This window comes from Moorena sp. SIO3I6 (assembly GCF_010672095.1).
Window position 1 is genome coordinate 1 of sequence record NZ_JAAHHU010000015.1, and the last position, 24276, is coordinate 24276.

General features: G+C 45.1%; 24 protein-coding genes. 15 read left to right on the top strand and 9 right to left on the bottom strand.

The features are described 5' to 3' along the window. Window positions 1-666 precede the first annotated feature (666 nt). Entirely contained in the window at window positions 667-1488 is an 822-nt protein-coding gene (locus tag F6K49_RS07835) for a tetratricopeptide repeat protein (protein ID WP_364303745.1), read from the top strand. Between the two features lie 144 nt (window positions 1489-1632). Here F6K49_RS07835 and F6K49_RS07840 read toward each other — a convergent pair whose 3' ends face one another. After that, window positions 1633-2034, bottom strand: coding sequence for a response regulator (locus F6K49_RS07840; RefSeq protein ID WP_293026847.1), 402 nt, complete (start codon window positions 2032-2034; stop codon window positions 1633-1635). 321 nt (window positions 2035-2355) lie between these two features. On the opposite strand from F6K49_RS07840, the gene F6K49_RS07845 reads away from it, so the two are divergent. Both F6K49_RS07845 and F6K49_RS07850 read left to right on the top strand, forming a co-directional pair. After that, window positions 2356-2514, top strand: coding sequence for a hypothetical protein (locus tag F6K49_RS07845; RefSeq protein WP_293095630.1), 159 nt, complete (start codon window positions 2356-2358; stop codon window positions 2512-2514). A gap of 181 nt (window positions 2515-2695) precedes the next feature. Beyond that, window positions 2696-5227, top strand: coding sequence for a DNA topoisomerase (ATP-hydrolyzing) (locus F6K49_RS07850; RefSeq protein WP_293070615.1), 2532 nt, complete (start codon window positions 2696-2698; stop codon window positions 5225-5227). Here F6K49_RS07850 and F6K49_RS07855 read toward each other — a convergent pair. Beyond that, window positions 5196-5912 carry a response regulator transcription factor gene (locus tag F6K49_RS07855; protein ID WP_293026853.1) on the bottom strand — a complete coding sequence of 239 codons (717 nt, stop codon included), beginning with the start codon at window positions 5910-5912 and terminating at the stop codon, window positions 5196-5198. The two genes, F6K49_RS07850 and F6K49_RS07855, sit on opposite strands and share 32 nt — an antisense overlap. Window positions 5913-6130: 218 nt before the next feature. Here F6K49_RS07855 and F6K49_RS07860 point away from each other — a divergent pair, with 218 nt between their 5' ends. Together F6K49_RS07860 and F6K49_RS07865 are read left to right on the top strand one after the other, a co-directional pair. Next, on the top strand, window positions 6131-7471 hold the full coding sequence (locus F6K49_RS07860) for an adenylosuccinate synthase (protein ID WP_293095634.1): 1341 nt from the start codon (window positions 6131-6133) through the stop codon (window positions 7469-7471). Between the two features lie 187 nt (window positions 7472-7658). After that, on the top strand, window positions 7659-8210 hold the full coding sequence (locus F6K49_RS07865) for a 50S ribosomal protein L25/general stress protein Ctc (protein ID WP_293026886.1): 552 nt from the start codon (window positions 7659-7661) through the stop codon (window positions 8208-8210). A 328-nt stretch (window positions 8211-8538) separates the two neighbouring features. On the opposite strand, the gene F6K49_RS07870 is transcribed toward F6K49_RS07865, so the two are convergent. Further along, on the bottom strand, window positions 8539-8688 hold the full coding sequence (locus F6K49_RS07870; RefSeq protein WP_293026859.1) for a hypothetical protein: 150 nt from the start codon (window positions 8686-8688) through the stop codon (window positions 8539-8541). A 314-nt stretch (window positions 8689-9002) separates the two neighbouring features. Between F6K49_RS07870 and F6K49_RS07875 the strand changes: the two genes are divergently transcribed. Further along, window positions 9003-10028 carry an adenosine kinase gene (locus F6K49_RS07875; RefSeq protein ID WP_293026862.1) on the top strand — a complete coding sequence of 342 codons (1026 nt, stop codon included), beginning with the start codon at window positions 9003-9005 and terminating at the stop codon, window positions 10026-10028. Here the strand turns inward: F6K49_RS07875 and F6K49_RS07880 are convergent. Then, on the bottom strand, window positions 10025-10192 hold the full coding sequence (locus tag F6K49_RS07880) for a hypothetical protein (protein WP_293095636.1): 168 nt from the start codon (window positions 10190-10192) through the stop codon (window positions 10025-10027). The genes F6K49_RS07875 and F6K49_RS07880 overlap by 4 nt on opposite strands. A gap of 494 nt (window positions 10193-10686) precedes the next feature. Here F6K49_RS07880 and F6K49_RS07885 point away from each other — a divergent pair, with 494 nt between their 5' ends. The 4 genes from F6K49_RS07885 (at window position 10687) to F6K49_RS07900 (ending at window position 13594) form a co-directional block, all read left to right on the top strand. Then, complete coding sequence (locus tag F6K49_RS07885) at window positions 10687-10884, top strand: hypothetical protein (RefSeq protein ID WP_293095639.1); 198 nt, start codon at window positions 10687-10689, stop codon at window positions 10882-10884. 177 nt (window positions 10885-11061) lie between these two features. Then, window positions 11062-11385: an excalibur calcium-binding domain-containing protein gene (locus tag F6K49_RS07890; protein ID WP_293026871.1), complete on the top strand. Its 324-nt coding sequence runs from the start codon at window positions 11062-11064 to the stop codon at window positions 11383-11385. Window positions 11386-12088: 703 nt separating this feature from the next. Beyond that, window positions 12089-13033, top strand: a complete 945-nt coding sequence (locus tag F6K49_RS07895) for a serine protease (RefSeq protein ID WP_293026874.1) — start codon at window positions 12089-12091, stop codon at window positions 13031-13033. Window positions 13034-13192: 159 nt separating this feature from the next. After that, the gene (locus tag F6K49_RS07900; protein WP_293026877.1) at window positions 13193-13594 is read left to right on the top strand and encodes a hypothetical protein; all 402 of its coding nucleotides are present in this window, start codon (window positions 13193-13195) and stop codon (window positions 13592-13594) included. A 160-nt stretch (window positions 13595-13754) separates the two neighbouring features. Here F6K49_RS07900 and F6K49_RS07905 read toward each other — a convergent pair whose 3' ends face one another. Further along, window positions 13755-15422, bottom strand: a complete 1668-nt coding sequence (locus F6K49_RS07905) for an ABC transporter ATP-binding protein (protein ID WP_293095642.1) — start codon at window positions 15420-15422, stop codon at window positions 13755-13757. Between the two features lie 192 nt (window positions 15423-15614). On the opposite strand from F6K49_RS07905, the gene F6K49_RS07910 reads away from it, so the two are divergent. Beyond that, window positions 15615-17144, top strand: a complete 1530-nt coding sequence (locus tag F6K49_RS07910; RefSeq protein WP_293026883.1) for an efflux RND transporter periplasmic adaptor subunit — start codon at window positions 15615-15617, stop codon at window positions 17142-17144. 173 nt (window positions 17145-17317) lie between these two features. On the opposite strand, the gene F6K49_RS07915 is transcribed toward F6K49_RS07910, so the two are convergent. Next, entirely contained in the window at window positions 17318-17464 is a 147-nt protein-coding gene (locus F6K49_RS07915) for a hypothetical protein (RefSeq protein ID WP_293072649.1), read from the bottom strand. A gap of 5 nt (window positions 17465-17469) precedes the next feature. Between F6K49_RS07915 and F6K49_RS07920 the strand changes: the two genes are divergently transcribed. Further along, window positions 17470-20712, top strand: a complete 3243-nt coding sequence (locus F6K49_RS07920) for an efflux RND transporter permease subunit (RefSeq protein ID WP_293095645.1) — start codon at window positions 17470-17472, stop codon at window positions 20710-20712. Here the strand turns inward: F6K49_RS07920 and F6K49_RS07925 are convergent. Then, window positions 20699-20959 (bottom strand): hypothetical protein, encoded by a 261-nt coding sequence (locus F6K49_RS07925; protein ID WP_293095648.1) that lies wholly within the window; start codon window positions 20957-20959, stop codon window positions 20699-20701. The genes F6K49_RS07920 and F6K49_RS07925 overlap by 14 nt on opposite strands. A gap of 41 nt (window positions 20960-21000) precedes the next feature. Beyond that, window positions 21001-21279: a hypothetical protein gene (locus tag F6K49_RS07930; protein WP_293095651.1), complete on the bottom strand. Its 279-nt coding sequence runs from the start codon at window positions 21277-21279 to the stop codon at window positions 21001-21003. A gap of 224 nt (window positions 21280-21503) precedes the next feature. On the opposite strand from F6K49_RS07930, the gene F6K49_RS07935 reads away from it, so the two are divergent. Continuing rightward, window positions 21504-22571: an AAA-like domain-containing protein gene (locus F6K49_RS07935; protein WP_293095654.1), complete on the top strand. Its 1068-nt coding sequence runs from the start codon at window positions 21504-21506 to the stop codon at window positions 22569-22571. 280 nt (window positions 22572-22851) lie between these two features. Beyond that, a complete protein-coding gene (locus tag F6K49_RS07940) occupies window positions 22852-23070 on the top strand; it encodes a hypothetical protein (protein WP_293095657.1) in 219 nt (72 codons plus the stop codon). A gap of 322 nt (window positions 23071-23392) precedes the next feature. Here F6K49_RS07940 and F6K49_RS07945 read toward each other — a convergent pair whose 3' ends face one another. After that, on the bottom strand, window positions 23393-23551 hold the full coding sequence (locus tag F6K49_RS07945) for a hypothetical protein (protein ID WP_293095660.1): 159 nt from the start codon (window positions 23549-23551) through the stop codon (window positions 23393-23395). 109 nt (window positions 23552-23660) lie between these two features. Here F6K49_RS07945 and F6K49_RS07950 point away from each other — a divergent pair. Continuing rightward, window positions 23661-24276, top strand: a 616-nt coding sequence (locus F6K49_RS07950; protein WP_293095662.1) for a DNA gyrase subunit A, incomplete at its 3' end; no start/stop codon positions are given.

Here is a 24276-nt window from a genome sequence, read left to right on the forward strand (position 1 = left end):
TTCTTCATGGCAAAAAGAAAACCAAGCAGAAGGCTTGAAGTAAGGCTTGAGCCGGATGATGGGTAACTGTCAAGTCCGGTTCTTAGGGGAGGGGAGTAGAGTAATCTACAAACCTTACCCGACTTCACGCACGGTTCTGGAGCGGAGGTGCCCCGGATAATACCGGGCATCGACCGTAACAAATAGCAACGAGGGTCGTTCCAGCAAAAGATCTCGACGACCGCCTAGAAGCTGGGCTTGCCTTTGTGACCTGTGGACGCTTCGTAGTTCCAGGTTAGCATAGGACACCACCACCTCGACGTAAGTCAGGTGGTGGAAGCTTCATTAGTTTTGTGAAATGGGCATCTTGGTGAAATGAGCATCTTAGTGGAATGGGCATCTTAGTGGAATAGGCATCTTGCCTGTTCCACCCAAATCAACCTACTCCCCCGACTCCCGACTCCCGACTCCCGACTCCCGATTCCCGACCCCCCCACACTTACCTTGGCCGGATCCTCTAGGATGACAGATGAAGCAGGAAAGTCCTATCGTGAGGGTAAAGCTAGAGCTATACCCTTCCGGGATTACTCTCAGTAGTTGCGTAACCTGTAGATTCACATTAAGCTAATTGTTCTTTGAGGCTGTACCGTGCCTAAATCTATTCCATTACTATCTATTCTTGTTCTGATGGGTTTGATGAGTTGGTCAGCACCAGTTGCTGGACAAGCACTCATTCCCTATACCCTAAAATTGGATTCAGAGGAACTCGAACAGCAGGGCTTAACTCTGGCTCAGGAGGCCATTCAGTTAGTCCGCTTTCAACAATACGACCTGGCCCTGCCTAAGGCCAAGTTAGCCACTCAACTTGCCCCCAACATCTATCAAACCTGGTTTATCTTGGGAACGTTGTACGTACAGTCCCAGGAGTTGGATCAAGGCATTGAAGCCTTGCAAAAGTCTTTCTCTCTGGCACCAGAAGAGGCTGGAGTGCTGTTCACCTTGGGGTCAGCCTATTTTCAAAAAACTGAATATAGAAAAGCGATCGCTCAGTTGAAAGCGGGTTTAAAACTCAAGCCCGATGTGCCAGAAGCCCTGTTTGACTTGGGTAACTCTTACTATATGCTGAATCAGTATACTGAAGCCATCGATGCTTACAACAAAGCTGTTGCCCAAGACAAAAACTTTTGGCCAGCCATCAACAACATTGGGTTGGTGAACTATGAACAAGGGGATGTGGAGAGTGCCATTAAACAATGGGAAGCAGCGATAGGGATTGATAAAGAGGCCGCAGAACCTCAACTTGCGATCGCTGTGGCTCTGTATGCCCAAGGGGATATCGAAAAGGCACTATTAATGGGAGAAGCGGCAATCCGCCTAGATAGCCGCTATGCTAACTTAGAGTTTCTTAAGGAAAACCTGTGGGGTAAGCGCCTGCTTTCTGAAACCGAAAAGTTTCTGGAAAATCCCAGAATCCAAGCCACCATTATCCAGAGTCAAGGTCTACCCTAAGCAGCCCAACTCCACCTGTCATGGGTGACTCCTAAAAACAGTGCTTGATCTCCATCAATTGCCAATAGGGGAGGGATCGCAACCAAATATGGGCAATCATCTCAAGGGGGGTGGTTTAAGATTGGCAATTTTCAAGAAAGGAATTTAATTGTCCTGGGGCAATAGAGCGATGATCTGATTAACAAACTGTTGATGGTCAACAACAGGTTTGGAGATGTAGTCATCGGCACCACTTTGCTTAAGGAAGTTTTCTCGATCCCCTTCCATCGCATGAGCAGTGACCAGAATAATCGGCAGTTGGGACGTTTCAGCATCAGCCTTAAGCATTTGGGTAATCTTAATGCCGTCTACTGATTTACCCTGATAAACACTATGAGCTAGGGAAACATCCATCAAGATAATGTCTGCCTCCCCAGCTTGGGCTATCTGCATTACTTCTTCTACATCTTCAGTATGCTTTACATTCAAACCGCCCCGCTTACTGAGAATCTTGGAAAAAACACGAGCATTAATCGGATCATCTTCGACAATCAGAACGGTTTTCATGGGTCTTGGATCAAGAGTGTCATTTTTGGCAAAAGTGTCATTTGATCATAAGTTTGACAGGGAATCGGTCATGTTGCTATTTCAAATGCAAGATGTCATCTTCTCAAGTCTACTTTCCCCAAATGCTTAGCTAACTAGTAATGTTCATGGGACTGATACAGGTGATAGGCGGCTTTTTACCAGGCAAGCTGACGCTCCTGGAAAAAGCCTTCCCTAACTGCATCCAAACCTAGATTATAGTGTCTTGGGGACAGTGGGCACAACGACTTGTTAGAAGCGAAGCTTCTGGCTGGGTTTTCCTTGAGCCTATTTCTTTGAGTCGTGCCCATAGTTATGCTTGGCAAAACCCACCACTATCTTAAGGCGGGAAATCGGCTTTGGAACCAGATGCTCAGATTTTATGTAAGCATTCAGCCGTCAGCCGTCAGCCGTCAGCCGTCAGCCGTCAGCCGTCAGCCGTCAGCTTATTTTATTCAATAGCTGAGAGCTGATAGCTGATAGCTGAGAGCTGATAGCTGATAGCTGATAGCTGATAGCTATTGAAGAAATTCTCTTGTGCTGATCTTTGCGATCTTTTCGAGTACCGTAGCCTTAACGAGCGTGCAATTTCCCTATACCCTAAACCCCAACACCCTGTGGTCAATTCCTTGGAGGATTTTTGATGGCAAAACAGCTGAACCTAATGGGAAACAGTAATGTCATTCCCACAGCCCTACATTTGGAGATGCAACGGTCATATCTTGAATATGCCATGAGTGTGATTGTGGGGCGTGCTTTACCTGATGTCCGTGATGGGCTTAAGCCCGTACATCGACGTATCCTATATGCGATGCACGAATTAGGGTTAACCCCAGATCGACCATACCGGAAATGTGCTCGTGTGGTTGGGGATGTGTTGGGTAAATATCACCCCCACGGTGACCAAGCGGTGTATGAAGCGATGGTGCGGTTAGTCCAGGACTTTTCCACCCGCTATCCCCTCCTGGACGGTCATGGCAATTTTGGTTCGGTGGATAATGATCCACCAGCAGCCATGCGTTACACTGAAACCCGACTTTCTCCCGTGGGCGCTCAAGCCCTATTGTCAGAAATTGGGGAAGCAACGGTTGATTTTATCGACAACTTTGATAGCTCCCAGCAAGAGCCAGTTGTACTCCCGGCACAATTACCAATCTTGTTGCTCAATGGTTGCTCTGGCATTGCTGTGGGCATGGCAACCAATATTCCTCCTCACAATTTGGTAGAGATAGTAGATGGCTTGATTGCTCTGATTGACCGTCCCGATTTAGCAGATGAAAAACTCTGGAAATTAATTCCCGGACCCGATTTTCCCACTGGGGGGGAAATTGTGGCAGCTGAGGGGATTCGGGATGCCTATACTACGGGTCGTGGCAGTATACCCATTCGAGGCATCACCAAGCTTGAAACCATTCAAGTCGGTCGAGGGAAACGGGGGCAACGCAGGGCAATTGTAGTGAGTGAGTTGCCCTATCAGGTCCATAAAGCCGCCTGGATTGAAAAAGTGGCAGCTTTGGTCAATCAAGGGCGTATAGAAGGGATTAGCGATATCCGAGATGAAAGCGATCGCGAAGGGATGCGGGTGGTGGTGGAACTCAAACGAGATGCTCAGCCATCAGTGGTTCTCCAGCAGTTGTATAAGCAAACTCCCCTGCAAACAAACTTTGGTGCTATCCTGCTGACCTTGGTAGATGGACAACCCCGACAACTTACCCTGCGGCAGTTGTTAGAATCATTTATTAGCTTCCGAGAACAGACTCTAACCCGCCAATATACCTATGAGCAGTCCCAGAAAGAAAGACGTCTTCACCTGGTAGACGGGTTACTGGCTAGCCTCAATCAGCTGGATGCCATGATTGACATTCTCAGAAATGCTCCTGATGGTACCACCGCTAAGCTTTCCCTGCAAAATCAGTTAAACTTAAGTGAAATCCAGGCTGACGCAATTCTGGCCATGCCCATGCGACGGCTAACTGGCTTAGAACGAGAAAAGTTAGAGACCGAGCGTGAGGAACTTTCCCAGCGCCTGGAACAGCTGCAACAATTACTCAATGATCGGCGGGAATTGCTCAAAGCCCTGAAGAAAGATTTGCGATCGCTTAAACGGAAGTACGGTGATCCTCGCCGTACCCTAATCAACTCTATTGCTTCCACTGAAGAACAGCAAGAACAACCGATAGCTCCTCAACACAAGAGTAAGAAATCTGCTCAACCCCAAAAAACTCCTGATACCCTACCTAATGCTCCAACTGAGCCAGAACAAACACTTCTAGAATTTACCTACCAAGGGTATATACAGCGGCAAAGTGCCACAACACAGCCAAAATTACCGAAGTCAATTAAACAAGGGGAGGACTTTGTAGTTGAGGCTCAGCTGTCGCTCACTACACAAGAATTAATGGTAATCACTGCTTCTGGCAAAGCCTACCCAGTCAAAATTAGAGATATTCCACCAGCAGCTGGACGCAAGCAGGGCATTCCCTTGGTAAAGTTGCTGCCAACTTCGGTTCAATCAGAAACAGTTGTGGCTCACTTTAGGGTGCCAGATGACTTAGAAAACTTCACCCTAGTTTTGCTGACTCACCAAGGTAAAATTAAGCGTGTATCAGTGTCTGAGTTGACCAAACTAACGAACCGTGGTATGTTGCTTACCAAGTTCAGAAATGAGGATCAGCTACAGTATGCTAACCTATCTACTACTACAGCTACACAAGTGGTGGTAGCAACCAGCAATGGACGGCTGTTGCGCTTTGAGATTAATGACAAACAGTTACCGATTATGGGACGCAGTGCTCAAGGAAATCAAGCCTTGCGGCTAAAGGGTAAAGAAAAGCTGGTTGGCTGTGTTGTTTTAGGGGAAGAGGAAAACCTCTTACTGGTGTCTGAGCAGGGGTATGGAAAGCGCCTCCCCGCGCAGGCGATCAGGTTGGCTAATCGGGGAGACCTGGGAACTCAAGCGCTACAGTTTAAGACCGCTAAAGATGCTTTGGTCAGCATGGTCACCGATTCCATCGCCAATGAGGTCATGGTAGTCACTTCCGTTGGCGGTAAGCGTTTAGCAATGGAATCGGTGCCGATTTGGGGAAAAGATGGCACAGGCGATCCCATTGCCCAACTCAAGCCAGAGGAAAAAATCATTACTGTTACTCCTCTGGTTCAGGAGTTAACTGTTTAACTGGTTCAGGAGTTAACTGTTTAAGGCGATAGCCCACACTGTGAACAGTTTCAATCAAATCTCTGGGTGCGCCAGCTAATCTCAGTTTGCGCCTCAAACTTTTGATGTAAGCGTTGACCGTCTCCTCTTCGGGAGGGTTTTCAAAAGACCAGACGTGCTCGATAATTACACTACGAGTCAGTACCCGCCGACCGTTGCGCAGGAAAAATTCGAGTAAACTATACTCCTTACGGGTAAAGTGGATAAGTTGGTGCTCATAGCTTACTTCATAGGTACTCGGGTCAAGACGCAAATCGCCCCACTGAAGTACTGGTGGTGCGATAGATTGACCTCGGCGCAGCAGAGCCCGAATCCGAGCGAATAATTCTGGTAAGTCAACTGGCTTAACTAGATAATCATCAGCCCCTGCATCTAGACCCTTGACTTTATCATTAGTGTTATCGCGACCCGTCAACATTAGAATCGGGATTTGATTGCCTTGGGCTCGCAATTTTCGACAAACACCAAAGCCATCAAGCTTGGGCAGAGTCAGATCTAGCACCATCAAGTCATAATCAAGCATTTGGGATTGCTGGCAAGCAACTTCCCCATTGGTAACCAGATCAACCACGTAACGTTGGTTGGTGAGGGCTTCGGATAAATTTTCAGCAAGGAGAATATCATCTTCCACTAACAAAATTTTCATTGTAGAAGTAGTTTTTTGTTAAAAATGACTGATAAGAGTACATAGGTAAAGTCTAAAAGAGATTGGAGTGGCGATTCTACGTCAAGACTAACTTATGTTACTATCGTTCCTCTCGTTCCTCCAGTTTCTGCGTAGATCAGCAACAGTAAAGTTGACAGCAGTCACAACCACTGTTCATAATTATCAGGTGGATAAACTTTAGCATTCAAAATAAACCCTTGGCTAACGTTGTTGTAATTGGTGCCCAGTGGGGCGATGAAGGAAAAGGCAAAATAACAGATCTGCTGAGTCGTTCAGCAGATGTAGTCGTCCGTTACCAGGGGGGCGTCAATGCTGGGCATACGGTTGTTGTTCAAGGTCAAACGTTTAAACTGCATCTGATTCCTTCTGGAATTTTATATCCGGATACAGAGTGTATTATTGGCTCCGGTACAGTTATTGACCCACAAGTTTTAATTACTGAACTTGACCAACTTGAAGCACTGGGCATTTCCACTAAAAATCTGCTGATTTCAGACATAGCCCATGTCACGATGCCTTATCATCGATTGATTGACCAAGCATCGGAAGAGCGCCGGGGTAGGCAGAAAATTGGTACCACTGGTCGTGGCATTGGTCCGACCTATGCGGATAAATCAGAGCGTGCTGGTATTCGGATCATTGACCTGATGGATCCGGAAGTATTGGTAGAAAAGTTAACCTGGACGATTAATTATAAGAACGCTATTTTAGAGAAGCTCTATAATCTACCGCCGTTAGACCCAGCAGTTGTGATCAAGCAATACCAGGAGTATGCTGAACGGCTAGGCTCCTATGTGGTCGATAGTTCCTTGAAGATTTATGAGGCGATTGAGCAAAAACGCAATATTCTGTTTGAAGGCGCTCAAGGGACACTGCTAGATTTAGATCATGGGACGTACCCCTATGTAACCTCTTCCAATCCGGTTGCTGGTGGAGCTTGTGTGGGTGCTGGTGTAGGACCGACAATGATTGATCGGGTGATTGGTGTGGCAAAAGCTTACACAACCAGAGTCGGAGAAGGACCGTTTCCCACAGAGATTCACACTCGAGAAGGAGAGTTACTTTGTGAGCTAGGATCAGAATTTGGGACAACCACCGGTCGCCGCCGCCGTTGTGGCTGGTTTGATGCCGTCATTGGTCGCTATGCTGTTCGGATTAATGGTCTTGACTGTCTAGCGATCACCAAACTGGATGTACTCGATACCTTTGAAGAAATTAAGGTGTGCGTCGCCTATGAAATTGACGGTGAAATCAGTCGGGAATTTCCTAGCAGTACTAGCGTGTTTTCCCGATGCCAGCCGGTTTACAAAACCCTATCCGGTTGGCAAAAATCTACTGCTGAATGTCGGTCTTTAGAGGATTTACCCACCGAAGCCTTGGATTATCTTAAATTCCTGGCAGAACTGATGAAAGTTCCCATTGCAGTGGTTTCCTTAGGAGCCAGCCGCGACCAGACAATTATTGTGGAAGACCCAATCCACGGTCCAAAGCGAGCACTATTGGATGCTAGCGGTACACCGATAACTTCGGGAGTTTGAGGGGGTCAGGGTGTCAGGGCGTCAAGGCGTCAGTCGGAGAGTTTGAATTTCAGTAGTTTCCGATTCGATTCAACACCCTGACTTACGATTGAGGTCAGCACCCCCCTCGGTGGCGGAATCGACCGGTAGCTGACCAGTAATCGCCATTAAATTGGCTATATTATCTCGAAGAGTTAAATTCCTACCGATGAATGTTACTGTAGAATGTCAAAAGCGACCAGAAGGTAGTAAGCCGAGAGCCTTACGCCGTTCTGGCTTGATTCCCACCGTACTTTACGGTCACAATGGTGCAGAATCTGTATCCCTAACTATGACGGCTAAAGCAGCAGAAGACTTGCTTAAAACAGCCTCGGTTAATAATACCCTGATAGAGCTCTCTATTCCTGACCTTTCCTGGAATGGTCCAGTGCTCCTGCGGGAGATACAATCTCATCCTTGGAAAAATTCCCTTTACCACCTCAGTTTTTTCTCGGTGGCTTCTCAAAATAAAGTAGAGGTTGTTGTACCTCTGAAGCTAGTGGGAGAATCCGTGGGAGTTAAGCAAGGTGGAATTTTGCAGCAAAGGCTTACAACAGTGAAAGTGCAATGTCCCCCAGATAAAATTCCCGAAACCATTGATATTGATATATCAAATTTGGAACAGGGTAAGATGTTCTACATTAACGAGTTAGTCTTGCCAGAAGGGATCCAGGTTATGGATGATCCTAAATTAAGTGTTCTTGCTATCACTTCTAAATAAAGCGTTGCACAATACAGGTAAGCATTAAGCTATCAGCCGTTGGCTGATAGCTTACCTTAAAGGGTGCATGTCAGTTTTGTTAATCCCTGATTCAGATCCCCCGTTTCCCTTAATAAGGGGGACTTTTCAATCTAATTCCCCCCTTTTTTAAGGTAGGGCTGTTTCAAAGAAAAATAAGTTAACGAGAAAAGGAGATAGGGGGATAGGGGGAACCCACCCCTAACCCCGACCAGGAGGGGATAGGGAAATAGCTCAAAATTTTCCGAAAAATCCCCAAATTTAGTCATTAAAATCTGACTAATTAGCCGGCTTCAATCAACTCAAATGACTAACAATTCGTGATTCGGCTTTTGAGTATGGTTAGATAAATTTGGCCAAAATCACGACTATTCGCGCTCCTTATTCCCCTCCTGGTCGGGGTTAGGGGTGGGTCCCCATCTCCCCATCTCCCCATCTCCCCATCTCCCCATCTCCCCATCTATTTTTGGCGAGAATGAAACAGCTTTTTTAAGGGGGGTTAGGGGGGATCTATGTACCTAATTACAAAGTTGACATGCTCCCTACCTTAAATCATATTTTGTTAATTGCCGATTGACCACTGATAATTTTCACTAAGAATTTTCAATGTTCAATTTTAAATTGACGAATAATGTTCCATGATAAGTATTGAACCGAAAACAATATCATTACTTGAGAAAGCAATGATAGGTTGGTTATATTTGTCTGATTAAGCCAGGGGAGAGTTAAAATTTCCCTGGATTTTTTGTGAATGATTAGTTGGATTGGAAGAAAATGACAGAAAACTCTCAACAGTCAAGACCTATTGATGTCTTTGGTGTCGGAAATGCTTTAGTCGATATTCTGGCACTGGTGGATGATGATTTTATCCGGGAACATGACCTGAATCGAGGGGCAATGACGTTGATGGATGCCCAAAAGCAGGCTATGATTCTACAGAATCTTGAGCATCAGCATGTGTCTGTGGAACTAAGCTCAGGAGGCTCGGCTGCTAATACTATGATTGCGATCGCTCAAAGTGGTGGTAAAGGCTTCTATTCCGGTAAGGTCTCTAGAGATACCAATGGGGAATTTTACCGACAAGACCTATTGGAGGCAGGGATTCACTTTGATGTGCATCCAGCTGAGCTATCTAGTGGTCCAACTGGTACCTGTGTGGTTCTAACTACGCCTGATGCTGAGCGTACTATGTGTACTCATCTGGGAGTGTCTACTACTTTGGCTCCTACTGATATTGATGTGGAACGACTCAGCCAATGCAAATATAGCTACGTTGAGGGCTATCTCTGGACGGGAGATGACACTCGCAAAGCTTGTATTGAGGCGATGGAACAGTCCAAGCTTAAAGGAGTAAAGAGTGCTTTTACCTTTTCCGACTTCTTTCTAGTAGAGAATTTTGCTGATGATTTCCGTAACTTGATTACAGATTATTGTGATGTGGTCTTCTGTAACGCGGCAGAAGCACGCCACTTCTGTGGAGTGGAATCCTTGTCTGATTGTGCTGGTAAAATAGGCGAGTTAGTGGATACAGCTTTTATCACTGATGGCCCTAATGGTTGTTTAGTGGTGGAAAATAAAACAATTTTCCAGGTGCCTGGATTCCCAGCTAAGGCCGTGGATACGGTAGGAGCTGGTGATGCGTTTGCCGGTGGTGTGTTGTTTGGACTCACTAATGGTTTGACCACTAAGCAAGCGGCACGTTGGGGAAACTATTTTGCTTCAAAAGTAGTACAAGTTCATGGTCCGCGTCTGGAAGGATCTCAGGCTGAGTCGGTCAAGGAAGTTGTTGGTAGCGATTAAGCTATTGTGCAAACGCAGCTTTCAATTGGGTGAGGTACTTTCTTCTTGGGTTTTAGGGAGCAGGGAGTAGGGAGTAGGGAGTAGGGAGTAGGAGTAAGAGTATGGGGAGTGCTAGATCCGGGCGTGGGGAGGGGCGGAGTCGAAAAAAATTCTGTGTACCTCACTCGTGATCAAAATTGCTATATTTAATTCGCAGCTTTTGATCATTTAACTTGCAACTGTTAATTAATTGCTATTTGTTAACAGTTGCAAGTTTACTGTTTATTTAATTAAAGGGTTTCTCATAGTAATAAGGTACACAGGATTTTTTCCTTATGCTCCCCCTATTACCTATTACCCATTACCCATTACCCATCACCATTCCCCATTCCCCATTCCCCATTCCCCAGATAAGCGTACTAATGTTGCTGCATAATTGACATGCTCCCAAGGAAACAGTCTGTCAAGTCGGGCGATCGGGGGAGAAATCCTAGACAAGTGGCGCGGGACAGAAAGTATTAATTGTGAAATTAAGAAGCCCGCGCTGTAACCAAGTTCAGCGCCGGGAGTATGTCACATGCTAAGTATGACCCACTGGCTTTCCGATAATTAGCGATCGCAAAAGCCAACCGCTACCAGTTACCGATACAAAATATTTACGCTCTGCGCACCAGAAGCTGTGTTATGCGTTCGCGTAGCGTGGCCTACGGCCAATCGCTTATTCTCTCGTCGTGGGGATGTGTCTGATGCTACGGTTGATTTGCTTAAAGGTCAACAGGCTGGATTTGAAGGGTTTACAGAAGAGGAACAATCGTTGGTGATTAGGTTGGATACTAGTCAGGATTGGGAATCCCAGTTGTTAAAGTATGAAGTATGAACAAGGCATCAAGTATCAAGTATCAATTATGAAAGGTTAAGTATCAATTATGAAGGGTTAAGTATCAATTATGAAGTATGAAGGGTAAGAGCATCTCAATTAGGCTTGACACAAGGAGTTAGAAGAATCTAATCTATGGTCAATGAAACTTGAACTGAGAACTTGAATCATGTAATCATGATCCATACTGATAATAAAAATAACAGTCACAAATGGGAGCGATCTGATGTTATCGCTGCCTTGGCTTTAATAGTATCAATTTTGACTTTTGTATTTAGCTCTTCAGGACAGAGAGCACTATGTTCCATTGGACTTGAAAATGAAACCTGTCCTGAAATACCACCTTGTGTTGTGGGTACAGGTGATACTTGTAATTGCGCGGATTTTCAAAGTCAAAGACAAGCTCAATTATTACTGGAAACCTATCCCGGGGATATTCACAACCTTGATGGTGATCAAGACGGTATAGCTTGTGAGAAGCTCTTAAAAATCCAAAACTAAAGATGTACTTGGATGACTTACTTAGGCGTTTGATTGACTTCAGGTTATAGCCAAGGTTCAGAAACACCTGTTACCCAAGAGCTGGCGACCAATGCCAGTCGTTCATCTAGTAGTTTATCGATTACGTGGCCATTCAGGTTCGCTCGCTGTACGTGATTCTTATTCTCACAGGGCTTATCTAAGGATATAGGGGATATAGGGGATGTATTTACAAATTGTTAAGCTGTAGGTGTTGATGCCCTAATGTGTTATAGTTAAGTTGTAAAGAAAAATACAAATATGCGCTTATTATAAAGAAAAAAAGTTATTTATAATAAGGAATCAAGGTCTTCTTTGTGGTATCAAAGGCGAAAAACATCTATCATGCCAAATTTTAGCTAAAATCAGCAATCAGCTATCACGTTCTTGAGGGTTGGGTTGTTCAGGATAACTGATGTACTCCCGTCCCTGAGTTAAATACCTAAGTTTTCCTTGATTAAACAATTGACTATATAGCACTACCCATTCAGATTAGGACATTCCTAAACTCCGAAACGTAAGTAATCGCTTACTTTTGACTTCTGACTTCGTTCCTTCTGACTTGCGCGTAGCGCTATAAGTACCCTTTCGGGTACTGTCAAGCCTACTGCAACCTTGCGATTATGTACATGGAAAGAACATTCAATTGAGTTCTTGTTAGTAATTAATTGTAAGGATAATGGTTATGTCAGAAACTGAAATAGTTTCCAATCAAAGCAACCAAGCAAAGGAAATAGAACGGGAGGATCAGCAGCTCCATGAAATCACTTCCAGCGAAACTCAATCCCAGTCAATAGATATCGAAGACCAATTTGAGGGAATGATGGGTCGCGGTGAAATCGAACCAGTACCCAAATTCAATAAATCCCGAGCCCTTAATGAGGGTTTTGATTTCCAGGAAAGAATGTTGGTCACAGAGGATATGGAAAATCTTCCAGATGCTGGTGCTGGAGAATTCCAAAGGCCGGAGTCAGTATGTGGTAGTGACGACCGCATCCGCATTTCTTCACTTACTAGTATGCCCTGGCGATGGATTTGCCAGTTAATCATTACCAAAGCTAATGGGAGGCGGTCTCTGTGTACTGGCTGGTTTATTGGACCACGGACAGTAATGACTTCTGGACACTGCGTCTATAGCCATAGTGCTGGTGGTTGGGCCAGGAAAATTGAGGTCTTTCCTGGTATTGATGAAAACGAAGCTCCCTTGGGCTCCCAAGTTAGCACATCCTTCCGCAGTGTAAAAGGCTGGACACAAGAACAAGATGATGATTTCGACTACGGAGCAATTATTCTACCGGATGACACCCTAGGGAACCGAGTCGGCTGGTTCGGATTTGCCAATCTATCCGACGACTTACTCACAAATCTACTGATAAATAACTCTGGCTACGCTGGTGACAAACCATTTGGCACACAATGGTTCAATGCTGGTCGAATTACCAGAATCAGTGGTCGCAAGCTCTCCTATATGCTCGATACCTATGGCGGTCAAAGCGGTAGCCCAGTCTGGCGCTTGCAAGATGGTCAACACCATGTAGTGGGAATTCACGGCTATGGTGGCTGTCCTAACAGTGCTGTCCGCATCACTAAGTCTGTGTTTGATAATATGTCGGCTTGGAAAAATGTCTAATATGTCCGGGACTAATCATCATATCCCTGAGCGGGTAATGGGTAATGGGTAATGGGTAATTGGTAATTGGTAATTGGTAATTGGTCGTTGACGATTTCCTATGATTTTATTACCTATTACCAATCCCAAAGGTAAACTAACAAAGGACAAAACTGTCAGATGACTACTAAACTACAAATTCGTTTTAAGTATTTTGGTTTGAGCAGTCTGATTGGATTAAGCCTGCTCTTTTCCGCTTGTAGCGCTCCGCAACCAGACGTTCCATCGGAAAACAATCAGGGTAATAATCCAGATAATAATCCAATAGAAAGGTCAACTGATGAACAAATGATTATCGAAGGTAAAATTGTCGCAGTTATGGAAAGCTTCCCTCTACAGTTAAAGGTAGAGACGAAGTCTGGTTCCTATAGTGTACAACTTCTTTCCGATACCAAAATCACTCGTCAAGGAGAAACTGTTGACCCAGGAAAATTAAGTCCTGATCAGAAGGTTCGGATTAAAGGTCAGAGTTCTGGTTCCAGTAAGTCTGCTATGACTGCTCAAACTATTGAAATCCTTTAGTAAGCTATCAGCCGTCAGCGGTCAGCGGTCAGCTTTGTGGAACAGGCTTCCAGCCTGTGAAGCATCGGTCAGCTATCAGCTGATAACTGTTCGCGTAGCGTGGGCGTAGCGCATAAACTGATAGCTGATAGCTGATAGCTGACAGCTGAATGCTCAGAAATTACCTTTGTTTGTCTAACAATGGAGCTGCCTCTAGCAAAGTTCTAGTGTAAGGATGCTCAGGATTAGTAAACAGGTCATGAGTTGGTTTCTTTTCAACAATCTGACCTTTGTTCATCACAGCGATTCCATCACAGAAAAATCGTGCTACCCAGAGGTCATGAGTAATAAACAAATAGGTAAGATTAAACGCTTCTTTCAACTCCAACATTAATTCTAATACTTGAGTTTGGACACTAGCATCCAGCATACTCACTGGTTCATCACAAATCACCAAACTAGGATGAGTAATCAATGCCCGAGCAATAGCAACCCGTTGTTGTTGTCCTCCAGAAAGGTCAGCGGGATATCGATTGTAGTAATCCTCTACAGGCGTTAATCCTACTCGTTCTAGCATTTCCTTGACATGATTTTTGGCTGCTGTTGGATTAGCCGCTAATTTATGAATAAATAACGGATCAGCAATACTTTCTCCCACAGTCATTAAAGGATTAAGACAAGCATGGGGGTCCTGAAATACCATTTGGATTTGACGACGAATCTCTTGTAGGGAATGTCGATTGAGTTTAGCTAAATTTGTCCCTTGAAACTCAACTGTTCCAGCCGTAGGACGAACTAATTGCAAGATAGTGCGAGATAAAGTACTTTTGCCACAACCAGATTCTCCTACTAGTCCCAAAATTTCACCAGGATATAAATCAAAGCTGACGTTATCCACAGCTTTGATAACGTTTTTTTCTTGAGATACCAGTTGCTGAATAAAATTGCTTTCTAAGGTATAATATTGCTTGAGATTGGTAACCCGTAGCAAAGGGGTAGGAATGGCAGAGCTGGAATTTCCCTCAGGGTCATGACTGTTATTGTGGTCTTTAACTGCCTGAAGATGTAGAGCTGCTTCTAAGAGCGATCGCGTATAGTCATGGTTAGGTTGCCACAGAATCTGTGCCACTGGCCCAGTTTCCACCATTTTGCCACCATACATGACCGCAATGCGATCGCAATATTCCCCAATCATGGCCAAATCGTGAGAAATCAGTAACAGTGCCATGTCCCGTTCTCGACAAGCCATTGTTAATTCTTCTAATATCTGTGCCTCTACCGTAACATCCAAGCTGGTGGTGGGTTCATCTGCTACAATTAGCTTGGGATTGAGCAACAACGCTAATGCGATCGCAACCCGTTGCCGCATCCCCCCACTAAATTCATGGGGATATTGAGAGAAGCGATTAGCGGGGATTTTCACCGCATCTAGAGCTTCTAATACTTTTGCTCTACTCTCACGTCGTGATAGTTGGGGTTGGTGAGCTTTGAGGGTTTCTAGGCAGTGTTCCCCTATAGTCATTAAAGGGTCAAGGCGAGTCATCGGGTCTTGAAATACTAGCGCTACTGCTTCTCCACGAAACTGGCGCAGCTGTGTAGGGGTTAAGTCAAAAACCGACTTTCCGGCAAACCTTACCTTTCCTTTTACTTGGGACCGTTGCGGTAACAACTGCATGATTGCTCGTCCCAAAGTAGACTTACCGCAGCCTGACTCACCGACTAATCCCAGTCGCTCCCCTGAATCTAGCATGAAGGAAACATCATCTACTGCCCAAGTGGGTTTTTCAAGGGATTGGCTCCTAGGATAGGCCACCTGCAAGTTTTCGACACAAAGTAGCGGTTCACTCATCGATTAAATTTTCCTCTCCTAAGAATATAAAAACTTTGATGGCATAACCATTAAATTTTTATTAAAATTTGTAAATCTAGAGTAATTCCTATCTAAGTCAACTGCTCTGATCGAGTTCATGAGGCCGTCAGTAGGATTGAGCAAAGTTATCCTATAAACATCTTTTTGACATCTTTTTGTCAGGGCATCACCATGGAACCTATAAATCCTCAAGTGTCTAATCACTATCAGCCAGAGTCAAATTCCCAAAACCAGGAAGAAACCAAAGGCAAATCCTCTGCATGGCTACTCACAGTCCTCTTTTTAGTAGGAGGTCTAGCGTTGTTGCAAATCTCGACAATACCAGAACCCCCTGTAGCCCCGACGAAAACTAAACAGATACCACCGCGACCTGTAGAAACTATTCCCCTAACCTTAGGTAAAGGAGTGAAACAGATCCAGTTACTGGGTGAAGTAGAGGCAAGTGAAAAAATCACGATTAAATCTCAGGTGGATGGTGTGATACAACAACTCAAAGTCCGAGAAGGCGATCGCGTTACCCCGGGAATGACCATTGCTATTCTTGATGGTGCTGACCAACAGTTAGCCCTAGCCCAAGCTAAGGCAAGGCTTGCTCAGGAAAAAAGTAATCTGGCTCGATTACAAGTAGGAACCCGTCCAGAAATTCTTGCCCAACGGCAAGCAGAACTGGATGCCGCTAAAGCTCGGGAACAAGAAGCAAAGGACAACCTTGATGGTATGATAGCCGTCCAACCCAATTTAATTGCCCAACGGCAAGCAGAACTGGATGCCGCTAAAGCTCGGGAACAAGAAGCAAAGGACAACCTCAAACGCATTGAAGCCTTAACTCTCGAAGGAGCTCTCTCTCAACGAGCAAAAGTAGAAGCCGAAAAATCGGCTGATGCAGCTACCAGTGAGCGCTTACGGGCTCAAGCTGCCCTAAGTGCAGAACAAACTAAAACCCAGCAAGAGATTGCTGAAGCCAAAAGTACCCTTGATGCCACCATCAGTGAGCGGTTGCGCATAGCAGCTCTGTTAGCGGAAGCCCAAGTCGGACCAACCCAGGAAGAAATTGATGCCCAGAAAGGGGTAGTAGCAGCAGCTCAGGCAGCGGTTGAGCAAGCTCAACTAGCATCAGAACGAGCCACGATTAAAGCGCCTACAGCCGGAGTTGTGCAATCCCGCCAGGTTGACAGGGGGAACTATGTGGAAGGTGGCGATGCCATCATTACCTTGGTCAATAATGCTCAATTCGATATCTTTCTAGAAGTGCCAGAACAGTTTACTAATCAGGTCAAACCAGGGATGTATGTGGAATTAACTGCACCGCGAAGTTTACCTAACTGGCAGCAACGAGCACAGATTACCAGCGTTGTGCCTACAGCCAATGCCAACTCACGGCGACAACTAGTAAGGGTAAATCTCAACAATCCCCCAAAAGACTTATTAGTTGGAATGGGAATTCAAGCCACCTTAGACTTACCCATTGATGTAGATCCCAGTTTTATTATCCCCCGTGATGCCATCATTAAACGAAAAAACCAATCCCTAATATATACCATTTCCCAAGACAAAGCACAACAGTTTACCGTAGAAATACTAGCGGACATGGGGGAAAAAGTCCTGATCACTAATCAACAATTACAAGCCAATCAACCCCTAGTTGTGTCAGGGGGTGAAGGGTTAAAAGATGGTTCACCAGTTAACATTACTAATCCTTAATTCCTAATTATCGGACCTCTTGCAAACCTCAAAAAACTTGTAGCACAGTGCGGAATTCAAAATTCAAAATTCAAAATTCAAAATTATTACATGTTTACTTATTCAAGGTTTAGTATATAAGAGTTTTGCTCTTTTTGAAAAGTATATTGATTTCCGCCGTGCTGTATTAGTCTCTAGAATCCTTCCCGATTTCCAATTCCCGATTCCCGATTCCCGATTCCCGATTCCCGATTCCCGATTCCCGATTCCCGATTCCCGATTCCCAATTCCCGATTCCCGATTCCCGATTCCCTAGTTCCTAAGTTGCCAACTTCGGCCAAATTTGATGAAACTTATCGAAACAGCGGTCCGGTGGCGACATGGCACATTTGTTCTGTTCTGCCTCCTAGCCCTATGTGGCATCTTAGCCCTATTCCAGCTTCCCCTAGAACTTCGACCAGGAGGTGATACTCCAGAAATTACCATTAGCACCTCCTACGCTGGAGCAGGACCGACGGAAGTAGAAGACCTGATTACTAGACCGATCGAAGAAGCCGTCGAAGAAGTCACAGGAGTTAAAGAAATTACCAGTAGCTCTCGCCCTGGACGCAGTCGGATTTCTCTCGAATTCAATTGGGGAACAGATATTGATGCTCGCTTAGTAGATGTCTTGAGCAAATTACAGCGAGTGTCCTCTCTACCCCCAGAAGCGGGAGACCCCTCTGCTGAAGTGGTCAGTGGTGTTAGCCGTCCCATGATGTGGATTGTCCTAATGCCCAAAGAAGGTCATGATTCTGACCCAGACCATTACCGTGACTTGGTTCAAGATGCCATCGTACCCAAGTTACGGCAAGTGGAAGGAGTGGGTCAGATTATTACTCCTGGGGGACGGGAACGGGAAGTGGAGGTGATTGTAGACCCGAAAGCCTTAGCTGACCGCAATCTAACCCTGTCTAATGTCGTGAATACTTTGCGCAATAATAACCGCAATATTCGCGGTGGACCGATGGTAGTGGGAAGACGGGAATACCGAGTTCGCACCGTCAGTCGCTCTGAGGATGTGAAGGAGTTGGAAGGGTTTGTGTTGCGCCGAGACCAATCAGGAATTGTCTATTTGGGAGATGTAGCTGATGTCAAAATTGGTCGCAAGCTTCAAAGTACGGTTCTTGTAGCAAATGACCAACCAACTGCTGGCATTGGTATCGAAAGACGAATTGGTAGCAATGTCCCAGAAATATCTAAGGGGGTCAGAGCAGTACTCAAGGAAATGGAAGCCCAACTGGAACAGCAAGGAGAAGGTGTCGAGTTTTTAATTAACTACGACGAGAATGGCTATATTAACCAATCTATTGCCTTAGTGCAGCAAAATTTGATCATGGGTGCGATACTAGCATCCCTAGTGTTGCTGTTGTTTCTGGGGTCATTGCGCACCGTAGCAGTAATTGCCCTGACTATTCCGACTACTATTATTACCGTCTTTATTGTCTTAGCCTTGCTAGGTCGGTCTCTGAATGTGATTAGTCTGGCAGGATTAGCATTTGCAGTGGGAATGGTAGTAGATAATGCCATTGTGGTGCTAGAAAATATCTTCACCCACATGCAACGGGGAAAAAATCCGATCCGAGCTGCTATTGACGGCACTCAAGAAGTGTGGTCAGCTATGCTAGCCTCTACTCTGACTACCGTAGCAGTATTTGCTCCCATTGTTTTAGTCACAGGGGAGGCAGGACAGCTCTTCTTTGATATTGGTATTGCTCTATCGACATCGGTATTGTTTTCGCTGTTTGCAGCTCTGACCCTAGTGCCTATGCTATCGGGACTGTTTCTTAATCAAGGGGAGGCGCAACAGATTTTGCAGGGGATGGGGGATTTAGGCAGCCAAGGTTTAGACCCAAAACCATTGCGCCCAAAGCAGCGAAATAGAGGAGCAAAAATCCAAAATGTCCTGGTGCTAGCTGTAGCTAAAACTTCAGCAGTATTTAGAGTATGGCAAGGCAAGCTAGAGAGATTGTTATTAAAAACCGTGCGTTGGTCTGTTGGTGGCAAACGGATCGGAAGGCGTTTGGCTGTGTTGTTGATTCCTGTAGTATTGCTCTTTGTCAGTATTCGGTTACTCCCCCCTATGGATTATCTACCAGAAGGGAACCGTAATTTAATTATGTGGTTAACGGAACCCTTTCCAGGCACCAGTATTCCAGAATTCCTACGGCTATCCCAACCGGCCAGAAAGTTCTTGGCACAGCAGCCGGAAATTCACCGAACCTTGGTAATAGCAAGCTCGCGACGGAAAATGATTTTAGTCTATCTCAAGCCAGACTTAGCTACTGGTAGGAATTTGGATGACATGGTGAATCGGATGGGAAAGGTAAAGTCAAATTTGCCTGGTTATCGCTTTGTGGTTCCTAGGCGCGCTACCATTTTTCGGAATCCAGGCAAATCTTATACCGTCCGTGTAGTAGGACAAGACCTGGATCAATTAAACCAGTGGGGTCAGGATATTACTAAGCAATTGCGCCAACTGGACGGTGTGCGCAATGCTCGTTCCAGTTTTGTTACTGGTGCGCCAGAATTACAAGTCATTCCCAATCGGGTGCGACTGGCAGAAGTGGGCTTGTCAGAAGCTGAGTTAGGGAGAATGGTTGAAGCTGCTCTCGGTGGGATTAAAGCCTCAGAATTTGTGGATGGTAAACAGGAACTGGATGTGACCGTTGAATTACAACATACCGTTGTCAAAACCCCAGAGCAGTTGCGTCAGTTAGTGATCTATACTCCCAATGGTGGGAAAGTACAACTAGCTGATGTCGCTGAAGTTGTAGATACCACCGGACCCGATCGGATTGACCGAGTGGATTTACAGCGTTCTATTACCCTAACCGTTAGTGTCAAGCGCTCTGCTCCCTTAGGAAAACTAGTTCAACAGACAGAGCAGCAAATTCTCAAACCCTTTCGGAAAAATCTACCTGCTGGCTATCGTGTCGAGTTAGCTGGTTCAGCAGATTTGCTATCGGAAACATTAGTTGAGTTGGGGTCAATCTTTATTCTGTCTTTAGTGATTACCTATCTGCTGCTAGTAGCACTCTACCGTTCTTTTCTCTATCCCATCGTAATTATGGCAACCGTACCGATAGGATTAACCGGAGCGTTGTTGAGTTTGGTGATAGTGAACAGAATTCCTGGTGTTGTCGTACCGCTGGATATGATTACTGGGTTGGGATTTGTTATTCTGACTGGAGTTGTGGTGAATAATGCCATCCTTTTGGTAGACCGAGCCTTGCAATTACAGCGAGAAGGAATAGATTACGATACATCCTTGTATAGAGCTGTATGCGATCGCTTACGACCAATATTCATGTCTGCTGGAACTACAGTACTAGGAATGTTACCGTTAGCAGCAATACCAGGGAAAGGAGCTGAATTATATCAAGGATTAGGGATTACCTTAACTGGGGGATTAGCTTTGTCTACATTACTGACACCTACAGTAGTTCCAGCATTGATGGGATTATTAGGAGACTTTAGGGGTCAGAAGCTGAAACCCTCTGAGGTGAATAAGAAGGAAGAATCCCGTGAAATGGTTAGAGTGGATTAATCCGGTTACTCGGGAATATCAAGGTTGTTCGCGTAGCGTGGCCTTTGGCCAAGGTTGAAGGTTGAAGGTTGTTTGGTTGAAGGTTGAAGGTTGAAGGTTGAAGGTTGTTTGGTTGTTTGGTTGGGGTGGATCTGACTGTCTTGATGGAAAGCGCGGTCTTGGGGAGGCAGTTGCTTAATAATGGAATAATTTTAAGAGTTTTGTGGAATAGGCATCTTGCCTGTTCAAGATCTGGTGGAATAGGCATCTTGCCTGTTCAAGATCTAGTGGAATAGGCATCTTGCCTGTTCAAGATCTAGTGGAATAGGCATCTTGCCTGTTCAAGATCTGGTGGAATAGGCATCTTGCCTGTTCAAGATCTGGTGGAATAGGCATCTTGCCTGTGGCTGATCTGGTGGAATAGGCATCTTGCCTGTTCAAGATCTGGTGGAATAGGCATCTTGCCTGTTCAAGATCTGGTGGAATGGGCATCTTGCCTGTGGCTGATCTGGTGGAATGGGCATCTTGCCTGTTCAAGATCTGGTGGAATAGGCATCTTGCCTGTTCAAGATCTGGTGGAATGGGCATCTTGCCCGTTCAGGGAGCTTTTCGCGCGGGCAAGATGCCCGCTCTACGAATATTCAAAAGAAGATTCAGCAACGCTCATCTACCCATATCCCTATCTCTCCATCTATACTTTTAGAAAGTTACAGCCCTACCAAATTTGATTTGGAGGCAAAATCAACTTAACTGCGTAAGTTCTGTTGGAGCCAGAGTATTCAGTTGTATTGTTGACAGGTAGAGAGCTATAGATGAATGCTGGAAATACCCCTGGTTATCTCCTCAAGCAGATAGAGTCAGCACTGTGTCGTGCTTTCCCTAGTAAAACTAAATTAGAAATGATGCTACGACATCAATTCAGTCAAAATCTGGAAGAGATTGCTCGTGGTGAAAATTTGACTGAAATTGTTTACAAAGTAGTACAAGATTTCAATACTAGCAATAGTTTAGCACAATTAATTAAGAAAGCCCTTAACGAAAATCCCAATAATGCTAGCTTAAAGGCAATCAAGGAAAAATTTAAAATTACGACTAGTTTAGTCAACCTATTGCTTCCTTTACAAAAACAAATCATCAAGCCAATGCAACAGGCTTATAGCGCTTGTTGTTACGATAAATTAGGGGATAATCGTAAATATGAAATCCCTGATAATTTAAATGATATTCTAGATAATTTAGATAATATACCTCAACAAAATGATCATGAAAACCCTATTATAGAATTTGTTGCTCGTTTATTAATAACTGGACATATTCCCAAACCAATTGCTGAACAACTCAAGCAATGGTTAGAAGAAAACGATTCTGCTGCTCAATGGGAACGTCTAATCAAAACCCTGAAATTTCAACAAAATGATTTGTTATTAGATGAAGACGGAAGAGTAATTAAATCGGAAAATGAATTACTGCCGCCTAGACATTCTTTTGATTCTAACTGGCTCAATGAACTTGAAGCTCCTGAAGGGACAGTTAAGCTTCGCTCTAAATTCTACCTGCAGCGAGAAAACGAAGCTAAATGGTTAGATAAAGTGTTAGGATGGGGAGAAACTATCCGTGTCAAAGGTGCTCATCAGATGGGCAAAAGCTCCTTGCTAGCTCGTATGCACCAACAGGCTAAGCAAAATAGTCAAGCTGCACTCTATCTTGATTTTCAGCGTCTTGACAAAACGTTTTTATCCACTCTTGACTCCCTGTTACGATATCTAGCCGCTCGCATGACCAAGCACTGGCGAACTTCCCGTTCACCAGACTCCTATTGGTCTAGTTCCTTGGGAGCAAAAGATAAATTATATCAAATCCGGTTAAATAGTTATCGTTAAGCCTTGGCTGCCTGCCACCAATGAAAATGGGTCAGACCACGAATGAAGTCGCACTGCTTGAGTAAAACACAACAGCGAGCGCAAATTATCTGCTCCGAGCATTAATCGGATCATCTTCGACAATCAGAACGGTTTTCATGGGCGTTGCATCAAGAGAGTCATTTTTGGCAAAAGTGTCATTTGATCATAAGTTTGACAGGGAATCTGTCATTTTGCTATTTCAAATGCAAGATGTCATCTTCTCAAGTCTACTTTCCCCACATCCGTGAGCTTACTAGTAATGTTCATCGGACTAATACAGGTGATAGGCGGCTTTTTACCAGGGAAGCTGACGCTTCTGGAAAAAGCCTTCCCTAACTGCATCCAACCTTACATCCAAGTGTCTTGGGGACAGTGGGCACGGCTTGCTGGAAGCGAAGCTTCTGGCTGGGTTTTCCTTGAGCCTGTTTCTTTGAGTCATGCTAATACTTTAGCTTGGCAAAACCCACCACTATCTTAAGGCGGGAAATCGGCTTTGGAACCAGATGCTCACATTTTAGGGTGTAAGCATATGCGCTACGCGCACGCTGCTTGAGGTGCCGTCAGCCGTCAGCCGTCAGCCGTCAGCCGTCAGCCGTCAGCCGTCAGCCGTCAGCCGTCAGCTAAGGTAACTCAGCATTATTCCAATGCTTACCTGTTTTATTCAAAAGCACCTCAACTAGCGTGGCACAGGCTAGAAGCCTGTGACCCATAAGCTGATAGCTGATAGCACCTCAACTAGCGTGGCACAGGCTAGAAGCCTGTGACCCATAAGCTGATAGCTGATAGCTGATAGCTGATAGCTAATCGCTGATAGCTGATAGCTGATAGCTGATAGCTAATCGCTGATAGCTGATAGCTGATAGCTGATAGCTGATAGCTGATAGCTGATAGCTGATAGCTGATAGCTGATAGCTGATAGCTGATAGCTGATAGCTGATAGCTGAAGAAAAAATTCTCAACTCCAGATCTTCCCTATCTTTTCGAGTACCGTAGCCTTAACGAGCGTGCAATTTCCCTATACCCTAAACCCCAACACCCTGTTGTCAATTCTGCATTGGAGGATTTTTGATGGCAAAACAGCTGAACCTACAGGAAAACAGTAATGTCATTCCCACAGCCCTACATTTGGAGATGCAACGCTCATATCTTGAATATGCCATGAGTGTGATTGTGGGGCGTGCTTTACCTGATGTCCGTGATGGGCTTAAGCCTGTACATCGACGTATCCTATATGCGATGCACGAATTAGGGTTAACCCCAGATCGACCATACCGCAAATGTGCTCGTGTGGTTGGGGATGTGTTGGGTAAATATCACCCCCACGGTGACCAAGCGGTGTATGAAGCGATGGTGCGGTTAGTCCAGGACTTTTCGACCAGGTATCCCCTCCTTGACGGTCATGGCAATTTTGGTTCGGTGGATAATGATCCACCAGCAGCCATGCGTTACACTGAAACCCGACTTTCTCCGGTGGGCGCGCAAGCCCTATTGTCAGAAATTGGGGAAGCAACGGTTGATTTTATCGACAACTTTGATAGCTCCCAGCAAGAGCCAGTGGTACTCCCGGCACAATTACCAATCTTGTTGCTCAATGGTTGCTCTGGCATTGCTGTGGGCATGGCAACCAATATTCCTCCTCACAATTTGGTAGAGATAGTAGATGGCTTGATTGCTCTGATTGACC